Below are 10,041 nucleotides of genomic sequence, written 5' to 3'. Positions count from 1 at the left end.
TTCTTTATCATGTTGAGCGGAAAGGACTTGACCACGGTTGCGAGGGGTGTAGTGTAGACCCATAAATTAACAGTCGGGTAACCGAGAAGGAGATCAAGATGACCAAGCAGAACAAGAATCGCAAGGAGCAAGCAACGCTGGAGCAGATGGCAGCATCAGGCAGCCAAATCGTAATGATGAGAGAGGATAGAACAGACCAGCCAATTGAAGAGATTATCGAATCCCAGCCCGGATTATGCGATTATCCTTTTGATAAGGACTTCCACTACAAGAACTGGTGGAATCAGTTCAGGGGACACTGGCTCAAGTCTGAGACCATGACCGATGAGCAGATCAGGATCAAGGCAGACGATGCTTGGGAATGTGGAGACTACAAAGAGATGATCAACCTGATGGCAGAGCTGATCTGCAGGCTCCAGCAGAAGTAAATCCCTATACCTTATATATAGAGCCCGGATTTTTTATGCCGGGTTTCTCTTTCGGGAAGTCTACGGTGTGTCTTTGGCTATGGCAAGGATCTGGTACTTGGCTTCTTCTCCTTCAAATTGAGCCCCGATACCGATCGTGACAGTTACCTGTCCTTTATCGGTCTTGGCACTGTCGATGAAGAGATGTGCGTTGCACATGTTGGTAAGGATGATGTGGGGTGGCTCTGCGTATTCCTTATCGAGGACATGATTGATAAAACGGTCGTCTCTAAGCCTGGCAGGACTGCTTTGGGTATTGTCTCCCACTCCCCGGAACTCGTTCTGTATCTCGTGCTGAAGCTTGGTGAGCTTGAAGGTGCTGTTATCGAGGTGGTTGGCTGTGATGGAGTGCGGGGCTATCTTGGAAGATGTAACCGCTCCATCTTCGATGTGATTAGCGAAGATACAGCGGTTCTGCAAGCCTCGGGCATCGAGCTTACCGATGGTGCAGTACTTGCCGCTGAAGCTGCCATTGGTGTCGTTGCGGTTGTCCCAGATCTCGTAGAAGCCGCAGTCCTTCTCATCTTCGATAAAGCACTCGTAATAGCCGGTATCACCAGTCTCGATGAGTGGGATTCCGGTCTGCCAATCTGCTCCAGGTCTAAGCAGACGGACATCCACTCCTGATTCGGGTTTTCGCTCTCCATTGTCTACTGTGTAGTAGCTGATTCCGTATTTGAACATCTATGCTCCTATTGGTGTTGTTGGTGGTTTAGGTCTGCTGGCTGCCACTGACCATCTCGTCATCGTCCTGGACTATGATGATGCTGAAGTCCACATAGCCGGGTGAACCGATGTATCTCGATTCCAGGCTGAACTTGATCTTCTCCGGATACTCATGCAGATCATCCGGACACTTGGGCAGTTGGGATACAGTTACGGGGAACTGGCTCTTGATGGTATCGTAAGCAGTGTACTCAAGATAGAGCTTACCTGTATTGGTCAGGAAGCTCAGGAGGTTGTAAAACTCGCTTGGATTCAGGGTCACTTGCAGTTCAAAGCCATCTTCCCGATACTCTTCTCTTTGGTGGATGAAGGTGGGGTTAAAGGCATTCTCCTTCTCTATGCGATACTTACGTTTGGGGATGTATTCGACTTCCCCATGTTCACAGCTTAAGAAGAACACTCCCAGAGAGCTCCATCTGATCAGTTTGAATCCCTTTATAGCAGCCATGCTTTCACTTTGTATTCGTCTTTATTGAAGTCTCTCTCAAGCTCGGTAATGGCATAGACCTTGTTCTGGATGCGTATCCTTGATTGGATCGAGAGATCGTATTTGGATAACTGGTCTATGACAGCATCAATGCTCCACTTGGAGTCGTAGAAGTCGATGAGGCGGTTCCTGATGATGCCTTGCAGTTGAGTGGTATCTCCGGCAAAGATGTCTATCTCTTCAATCTGCGGCGTCTCTTGGTTACCCCGCTTGATGATGAATGATACTACGTCCTTGTCATCTATGTCGATAGTATTGGTAGAGTAGGCATCCTTGTTCTTGAGTACGACCCTGCCAATGGCATCAGTGAAGATGGTGGCATTATAGAGCATGAGCATTGCCTTGAGCACCTTGAGATTATCGGTCTGTTCCTCTTTGAAGGTCTCGTAAGCCGTACCGGGCTGCAGACGGGTCGGATACAGATTACCATTGAAAGTCGCTTGAGCCCAATGTCCCACCCAATGCCCACTACCATAGCTGCGTCCATCGATCAATCCGGTACTGGTCAGACTGTATAAGCTGTTCTCGGAGATTCCACCCTTGATGAAGAAGCCGATGAACTCATTGGAGGCATTGTCTAAAGACGTAACTGAGTCCACCCAGTCGGTCTTTTCGTCATAGTCCTGTATGACCGGACAGATGCTGTTGTAGAAACGGTAAATCCTGCCCCGGAAGCGAGCTTGATACCGAGTGGTGGCAGGACTGGGGTACACAGCCTGGATGATCACTTTGTGGGCAAAGATGAAGGTAACTGTATTGGATGCAGTATCTACCCGGTAACCATATCTGGGACCCGGCCAGCCATTACCATGATAACTGTATGTCCAGCCTCCGGTGGGATTGGGGAATTCGATCAGGTCGTCATAATCGACCTGGGCAAGGGTTAGCATATTGCCACTGGTGATGTTGAAGGTAGGAGTGACGAACTGGTTTGAATAGGGTATGTTGACCGGGATGGTCTGCTGGATGTCCTGCAGGAAGTATCCGAGTATCCAGATCGGCAGGTAGCCTGCGGTAAGGCTATAGTAGTGAGTGAGATCGGAGAATACCGAAAGCAGCTTGATCTTATCGTAGCAAGTGAACTTGAGAATACCCGTGCTGACATCAAATGTCAACTGGGATGTATCGATGATGCCCGTAAAGAACAGAACTGTATCCCGATATACCTTAACCTCGAAGTGCGAGATGTAACGCTCATGTTCATTGTTTCCGGAGAGGATGTTATCCTGTATCCAGGTAGTGGGGAAGCATTCAAATACGAGCCGTTTGGGTTCTCTGCTGTAGTTAGATACAGACTGCAGCTTATCAGCAGAGACCGAGAGGCTGAGTAAAGCTCGATTGCTTACCGTATCTACCAAGCTGTGCTTCACTTGGTTATAGTCGGCAGCAGTGGTCTTGCCCTGTACAAAATCAACTTTGAAGAGATTAGACATTCTACACCTCACTTCTGATCATCTTGCCCGTATCTGCGATCTCGGAGACTTTGACCGGGTCATTACTTAGTGGATCGACATTGATCTCAATATTGGGCTTGTTATCAGAGATGCTCTGGCGCAGGCTGTTAAATTCTACCCGCACCACAGAGACGATGGTATCCATGATGCTATCCATACTACCTCTTCCAGAAACAGAGCCACCAGCGGTATAATATGAGCCAACGGAATGAGGAATGGGCACTGATGGGATAGGAAGCCCGGCAAAGGCAAGCTTCACCTTATCAATGGGAGCGAAGTTGAGGAAATCAAAGAGGTTCCTGCCCAAGGCTCTCACTCTGTCTTTTGCGGTAATATACTCGTCACCTTCGGCTTCAATCAGGATGCCTCCCTCATTATGCGACTTGCCGACTAATAGACCACCAGTCTCTGCCTTGGGCGGCTCTGTTGCTTGAATTGCAGCTACATTGGCAAGCCCGGCTCCGATGGCTGCCGCTGCTGCTGTGATAGCCAGTCCGGGACCCACAATCGGAATACCCGCCATAGCCTTATAGGCTGCGGTAGCAGAAGCATAAGTGTCGATCATCGCCTGTCCGATTGCCAGTGTCTTCCACATGGCAAATCCTTTCTTGCCGAAGATCTCACTGGTCTTGGCAAGGTCTCGCATGATCTGCTGGGCTCCTTGCAGGTTACGCATCTCATACTGGTCTCTAATCTGAGCTTTGGCTTTCTCAGACTGGGCAGTGATCTGCTCTTCGGTTAGCCCTGAAGCAAGAAGCTTCTCTCTGCGTTTGGCATAGTATTCATCAATGGCTCTGAGTTGAGCATCCCAAGTCTGTCCGGCTAACTCAAGACTACGCTGTTCGAAATTGAAGCGCATGTCACTCAATTCCTGCCGCTGCCTGCGCTCCTCTTCCAGAGCCTTGCGTCTCTCCTCGGTTTCTGCTTCGATCTGCCTGGTTCTGGCTTCTGCAGCCTCCGTTTCAACTCTCACTGACTCATCGGCATAGTGATCTCGGATTGATTGCAGTAGCTCTTCCGAGGCACCAAGAGCCTGAGCCTTCACAAGCTCTGCATCTCGCTGAACTTCAAGTTCCTTCTGCTTTCTGAGGATAGCATCGTCAATTGCCAGGACATCATACTTATGCTGCAACTGCCGCAATTGTTCCAAGCGTCTCTCTTCCTCGCTGCGTCGGGCATCGGATTGGGATGTGTTAGTTGAACCCGAACTATCTCCACCACCTAAGCTCATGTCTGGTAGTTCCATCAAAGCCTGGCGATAAGCGGCTGCGAAGTCATTGAGATCACCTTTGGCATTGTTAAGGTTGTCTCTGACTTGAGTGATCTGCACATTTAGTATGCCTTCCGGACTCAGCTTCCAGTAGTCACCGGGACCACCTTGCAGCATCTCACGGTCCTGGATAAACTGAGACTGGTTCTCTCTGGAGACCTTCATCAGATCATTGTATTGGACTTGCAGCTCTGCTACTCTTCGAAGCTGTGCCTGATACCGCTCTCCATAAACTTCCGCTATCTGCTTCTGGATCAGTGCTTCGGAAGCACTACGCAGAGCAGCGGCAAGCTCATTATATGAGGATGTTGCTAAATCGATATTGCCGATGTACTCACCATACTGCTCGTTCATTGTCCGGATGATGTTCTTCATCTCGGTCTTGTCGGAGGTAGCAAGGTTGGTGGCAGATCTCAGTTCCAGCAGTCTGGAGGCAAGGAAGTTGAACTTCTCCGCTTCAATTGAGACTTGGCGGCTGCACTCCTTGATCTCGTCTGTCATTGACTTCTGTGACTCGACCATGACATCGGTCTTGATTGAAGCGGCTGCCAGACCCAGTCCCAATGCAGACAGAGCACCTACTGTGATGCCGATGATACCTGCTACCGGGTTAATAGCAAGCTGCAGAGCATGATAGGCAGCAGTCAAGGCAGTGATGGCAGTGGTAATGGTAGCGATCACCGGAACTGCAATGACAATACCGGTTACGAAGCCCTTCATGACCGGAGATAAGCTCTGATAGGCATCCATCAGCCAACGCAAACCCTGCAGGAGAGGATTGATCAAAACTGTAAGCATATCGCCCACGGTCTCTTGGATATCTCCCCAGGCATTGGCATTCTGCAGACGCAGATCTGCCAGAGCCATAGCTGTGCCACCATAATCGGCCCCAAGCTTTTCGACCAGATAGGATACTCCCTCTGTCTTGAGCCGAGTAGCATCAAGCTCGATGCCATAGCGACCCAACATCTCGGTATGACCGTTCAGTGCCCTTCCCATCAGGTCAAAGGCACTCTCGATGCTCATCCCGGTGGCTTTATTGGCCTCTGTGAAGTCCAGCAGCAACGGAACCAGTTGTTGAATCTCATCCTTGTTGAGTTTGAAGGTCTGGGACAGCTTTGCCATCAGAGACAAGAGCTGATCGTCCTCGAAATTGGTGACTTGCTGCATCGAGGAAGCGAAGTTGCCCATCTCCTCGGCAGCTTCGCCAAAGGCAACTGAAGCCAGTGTCATAGCCTGTCTTTGCACCAGCGATGCATCAAGCAAGCTATTCATGGATCGCACCAAGCCGCCCACGGCAGCGATCACTCCATCAACAGCGATCTTGACATCACGAATGGTAGCCAGAGCTTGTTCTGCCGATATCTTAACCGCAGCAGGTTTCTCCACCACAGACTGGGTAGACTCCGCTTCCTGCTTGACTTCGGCAAGCTTTACATTGGCATCGTCAGTGACGAGGATCAGTTTGAAAGTTAGGTCAGGCATATTTTCCTATTGACGCAAACAGCGCTGTAAATGAAATGCATATATATGATCAGAGGAGGTAATATGATTACCAAAGATTTGCCAGTTGTCCTGCTGAATAAGCGTGATAATAAAATCGCAGAGTTAAAGAATGAACCAATACAGCAGAAGTTACAATCAAAACCACAAATCAAAGCACCCACTCTCGAAGATATGCCAATTGAAAAAACTGGATATGTTATGATGCTGGATATCTTGGGATTTCGTGAATTCGTTACTAAGAGGAATGATATCTCATTTTGGGATATTTGGTCAGGATTAAAGCATAAGCTCGAAACTAAGAAAAATGAGTATGATTCAGACACGAAGAAAAACCTCACCATAGATGTTCTATGCCTATCTGACACAATTATTGTATGCTTATCGTACAAAGTGACTAATGATGAGTCAGACTCAAGATACTTACTTTCTACGCTACCACATATTATTGGTGTTTTCTTTTGGGAATACATGAAGGAGTACAAGATATTCTTCAGAGGTGCAATAAGTTATGGCAAATTCACTTTTAGCAAAACGCATAGCATGGTTATGGGAGATGCCATAGATGAAGTATCAAATTGGTATGAATCCACTAATTGGATAGGCATAATTTTAACACCCAGTGCCCAGTGCTCATACGAATACATGGTTGCAAAAGATGACCCTAAGAAACCCAAAGCTCTGAAAATGATGAAAAAGAGATTCGTTGAATACAAAGTTCCAATCAAAGATCCGTACCCCAAAATTTGCAAATATGCGTATTATTGGTTTAAGCATGATGGCAATTTTGACACTCATAACATCAACACAAAGGCTGTATTAGAATTGTTTTCCAAATTGAAGCATGAGCCATTGTATGCAGAGAAATATAGCAATGCTATCGAGTTCATACGGTCGTGTCAACCACCCAAGAAAGTAGATGACAATTCATCAAACACAAAATCAGGTTTCTCCCTTATAATTCCTAATCAATAACTCAGTCTCAGTCTGGAATGCACCGGAGACGGTGTACTGCGCTTCAACTTCATCAAGGGTGAAGCCCTTGTAGAGTGTGCGAATGTAAGGGTCGTTATTGTAGGATAACAAGAACTTCCCCTTGATCTGCTTCAGGATGGCAGCAAGCTCATCATGCTTGGTAAATGCGTTAGCGTCTTCTCTGTCGTATAGATGCTCCTTTGTGTAGTAGGGTGGGTCGAGGTAGAAGAAGGTATTTGGCGTATCGAAGCGGGCAATGATCTTCTCAAAGTCCTGCTTCTCGATGATCACCTGCTTGAGCCGTTCTGAGGCTGCTTTCACCTTCTCAAGGTTTCGCAGCGGCATATACTTGTAGCCCTGCATGATGCAGAAGTTCTTTGACCGGGAGCCGTAGCTGCAGGCAAGCTTGAAGTAGAAGCGGATAGCTCGTTCCAGCTCGGTTTTGGGCTCATGTTGAGCGAAGGTGTCGAACATCTCCCTTGATACCAAGTATTGATTCAACTCCGTAACAAAAGCTTCAGGGTGCTGCTTGATGTACTTCCAGAAGTTCACCAGATCACCATTGATGTCATTATAGACTTCGGTGTATCTGCTCTTGGGTCCGGTCTGCCAGTCTTCTTTGTTGGGGCTTTTGCCGAATAGAATCCAGGAAGCACCGCCAAAAACTTCACAGTAGATGTCGTGCTTGGGGATGAGCGGCAGTATCTTCTTTCTTAGGAGGCGCTTGCCACCCACCCACGAGATGATGCTGTTCACGATATCCCCCTGAGTTCTTTGGCTCTGGCTTTCGTTTTGGGTGTTTCTGTATCCTGATCGATATCTACGAGATCGAAGTTGGCGATGATCACTTCCTTGAAATCGCTCTTGCCTTCCTTGCGGTTGATGCCCTTGGTTCTGGTGACATGCTTGATGTCATAGCCTTTGTATAGCTTCAGTACTTCCGGGTTATCATCGTATGATAGAATGAACCTGCCTTTGATACTCTTGAGGATGTCTCTCAGGGCTTCATGACTGAACTGCTTGGAGTTCTCATAGGTATAACCCAGCATGTAGGGTGGATCACAATAGAAGAAGTTGCTCTTGGTATCTTCTCAATCACCTTCTCATAAGAGAGGTTCTCGATGATTACCATATCCAGACGTTTGTGCAGTTCCTTGATGCGCTCCAGACGGTTATACATACTGGAAGTGCCACGCTTCTGAGAGGTGCCGAAGCTGTCACCTTTGCTTCCGAATGATCTGGTGATCAGGAACATGAACCTGGCAGCTCTCTGTATCTCGGTTAAGCCTTCCTGCTTGAGGATATCACCAAAGAGCTTACGGCTGGCAACTAACCAGTCTAACTCTTTGATCAGTTCATCAGGATGATACTTCACCTGCAGGAAGAGATTAACTAGGCGATAGTCGAGATCGTTATAGACTTCCAGATCGCCCCATTTATCTTTGAAGAGCAGCATCCAGGCAGCACCACCGAAGGGCTCAATGTAGCCAAGAATGTCCTTGGGTACGTATTGGGAGATAGTCTTTCTCAGGAGGCGTTTACCTCCGATCCATCCGATCAATGCATCCATTATACGTCTCCTTTCGGGTCTGCCAGACAAAGCCGGAGATACAGCTCCGGCAGAGTCAGAGTGCTGAAGTCCTCGTTAGTGAAGCCAAGCTTTCTGAGTATCATTTCGAACCTCTCATAGGGGTATTTGCTTCTGTGATCACCGCTATTCCGAAACTCCCGAGCCAACTTCTGAACCTGTCTTTGTTGGCTCTGATATAGACGAAAAAAGCGGATACGTGCTCCAGTGCATCGAGTGCGTCCATAGTGTCCGGGTCCTGGTTGGAGATGATCCGGATAAGCTCTTTATCGGCTTCCGATTCAGAGATGAGTTCAAGCAGTTCCACCTCACTTACCTTGGTCAGCTTGCCGGAGAGGAAGTCCTCAAGCTTGGCTTTCAAGGTCTTGTTCGAGATCGTGAGGCAGAGTATTTGCCGCAGTTGGCTATAGCTGAGTGTTACTTCTCGCTTCATAGAATTCAATCCTTTCTTAGTTTCCCCAGAACATCTTGATGGCAACGCCCATCAGCATGAAGAATTGGGTAGTGGAGACGGTTAGAAGTAGCTTCATATTCGTATCCACTCTCGCCATTCTGGTCACCAATGAGTTGTTACTGTTTCCGTTGCCGTAGATCTCAGTCTGGAGATTGTCTATCTTCTTGAGCACCCCACTGTCCAACGAGTTGTACCGTGGGGACCCCGCTACGTCCGGTTTACATTGGCAATCCATGTTCTGTCCTTTGTTTAGATTATTGTGGTTTATCTTTCTTGATTAGGGTCCGAGGGGGATATCCTTGAACAGGTATAACTTCCCGGCAGTGATTCCGGAGAACTCGGTGGAGATGACTACAGAGAAGAGACCATCAGCCTCTCCAGACCAGTCAACTGTCCAGCGCAGACCATTGAAGACAACAACCCGATCCAAGCTTGTGGATGTGACCACGATGGTCATGCTCTTACCCATGAAGAAGCTGCTCTCAAGGTAGTCTTTCTGTTTAACTGAAAGTCCGGAGATGGTGAGTTCCACCGTACTGGTTCTCTTGCCGGGAATCGCATAGTTCCGGGTCTTGAGCTTGGTGATCTTGGAGTCTGCCTTGCCCGGTTTCTCGGCAAGCTCACCCAAAGGATCGAAGCTGAGACCCAAGTGATCCTGGATCGAGTCTTGGGTGGCATAGACATTGGCAATCTCTGACGCAGTGTAAGTGCCTGAGCCAAGATAGATTTTGTCTGCCACCATGACATCAACCAAGGCTTCGAAACGAAGATCACCCTCAGTCATGTTTGCCGGATAGGTGGGTTTGTTGATGGGAGGCATCAGAATACTCCCTTGATGGCTTTGCCGATGCTGAACAGCCACTTGCGGTTATGGAACACGTACTCTACTGCTCCTCCGACTGTGCCGAAGATCTTCATGACGAGATTGGTCTGGCTACTGGGGAGGGACTAGCGGGGCTAGAAACATAATTGCTGCATTAGAGAAGATTGGCCGCCATTATGCTCCGGAAAAAAAAGCAGGATAGCCTGGCTCTGGCCAAGATTAATAACAAGCAAAAGATGTCGCTCTTCACGACGCATCCTCCGATCGAGGATCGCATAGAAAGATTAAGGAATA

At 48.2% G+C, this 10,041-nt stretch carries 11 protein-coding genes and 1 pseudogene; 3 read left to right on the top strand and 9 right to left on the bottom strand.

Translation table 11 applies throughout. From position 1 onward, the window contains the following. Positions 1 to 98 precede the first annotated feature (98 nt). On the top strand, positions 99 to 428 hold the full coding sequence (locus LHW48_02635) for a hypothetical protein (GenBank protein ID MCB5259356.1): 330 nt from the start codon (positions 99 to 101) through the stop codon (positions 426 to 428). A gap of 60 nt (positions 429 to 488) precedes the next feature. On the opposite strand, the gene LHW48_02630 is transcribed toward LHW48_02635, so the two are convergent. The 4 genes from LHW48_02630 to LHW48_02615 are packed head-to-tail and all read right to left on the bottom strand — an operon-like array spanning position 489 to position 5,889. After that, positions 489 to 1,151 (bottom strand): hypothetical protein, encoded by a 663-nt coding sequence (locus LHW48_02630; GenBank protein ID MCB5259355.1) that lies wholly within the window; start codon positions 1,149 to 1,151, stop codon positions 489 to 491. A gap of 28 nt (positions 1,152 to 1,179) precedes the next feature. Next, positions 1,180 to 1,641: a hypothetical protein gene (locus tag LHW48_02625; GenBank protein MCB5259354.1), complete on the bottom strand. Its 462-nt coding sequence runs from the start codon at positions 1,639 to 1,641 to the stop codon at positions 1,180 to 1,182. Continuing rightward, on the bottom strand, positions 1,629 to 3,113 hold the full coding sequence (locus LHW48_02620; GenBank protein ID MCB5259353.1) for a hypothetical protein: 1,485 nt from the start codon (positions 3,111 to 3,113) through the stop codon (positions 1,629 to 1,631). Before LHW48_02620 ends, LHW48_02625 begins: the two co-directional genes overlap by 13 nt. A 1-nt stretch (position 3,114) precedes the next feature. Then, a complete protein-coding gene (locus tag LHW48_02615; GenBank protein ID MCB5259352.1) occupies positions 3,115 to 5,889 on the bottom strand; it encodes a hypothetical protein in 2,775 nt (924 codons plus the stop codon). Positions 5,890 to 5,952: 63 nt separating this feature from the next. Here LHW48_02615 and LHW48_02610 point away from each other — a divergent pair, with 63 nt between their 5' ends. Next, positions 5,953 to 6,882, top strand: coding sequence for a hypothetical protein (locus tag LHW48_02610; protein ID MCB5259351.1), 930 nt, complete (start codon positions 5,953 to 5,955; stop codon positions 6,880 to 6,882). On the opposite strand, the gene LHW48_02605 is transcribed toward LHW48_02610, so the two are convergent. The 5 genes and pseudogenes from LHW48_02605 to LHW48_02585 all read right to left on the bottom strand — a co-directional run bounded on the left by LHW48_02605 (position 6,850) and on the right by LHW48_02585 (position 9,744). Further along, positions 6,850 to 7,638, bottom strand: a complete 789-nt coding sequence (locus LHW48_02605) for a DNA adenine methylase (protein MCB5259350.1) — start codon at positions 7,636 to 7,638, stop codon at positions 6,850 to 6,852. The two genes, LHW48_02610 and LHW48_02605, sit on opposite strands and share 33 nt — an antisense overlap. Continuing rightward, positions 7,635 to 8,452: pseudogene (locus tag LHW48_02600) on the bottom strand (DNA adenine methylase). Before LHW48_02600 ends, LHW48_02605 begins: the two are co-directional and overlap by 4 nt. Positions 8,453 to 8,552: 100 nt before the next feature. Beyond that, positions 8,553 to 8,903: a hypothetical protein gene (locus LHW48_02595; GenBank protein MCB5259349.1), complete on the bottom strand. Its 351-nt coding sequence runs from the start codon at positions 8,901 to 8,903 to the stop codon at positions 8,553 to 8,555. A 16-nt stretch (positions 8,904 to 8,919) separates the two neighbouring features. Next, the gene (locus LHW48_02590; protein MCB5259348.1) at positions 8,920 to 9,096 is read right to left on the bottom strand and encodes a hypothetical protein; all 177 of its coding nucleotides are present in this window, start codon (positions 9,094 to 9,096) and stop codon (positions 8,920 to 8,922) included. Between the two features lie 105 nt (positions 9,097 to 9,201). Next, entirely contained in the window at positions 9,202 to 9,744 is a 543-nt protein-coding gene (locus tag LHW48_02585; GenBank protein MCB5259347.1) for a hypothetical protein, read from the bottom strand. Between the two features lie 179 nt (positions 9,745 to 9,923). Here LHW48_02585 and LHW48_02580 point away from each other — a divergent pair. Next, positions 9,924 to 10,041 (top strand): M48 family metalloprotease (locus tag LHW48_02580; protein MCB5259346.1); only part of this gene is annotated, 118 nt, incomplete at its 3' end.

Source organism: Candidatus Cloacimonadota bacterium (genome assembly GCA_020532355.1).
GTDB lineage: Bacteria > Cloacimonadota > Cloacimonadia > Cloacimonadales > Cloacimonadaceae > UBA5456.
The sequence above is the reverse complement of the archived record's forward strand: the minus strand, read 5'-3'. Positions and strand labels throughout refer to the sequence as shown.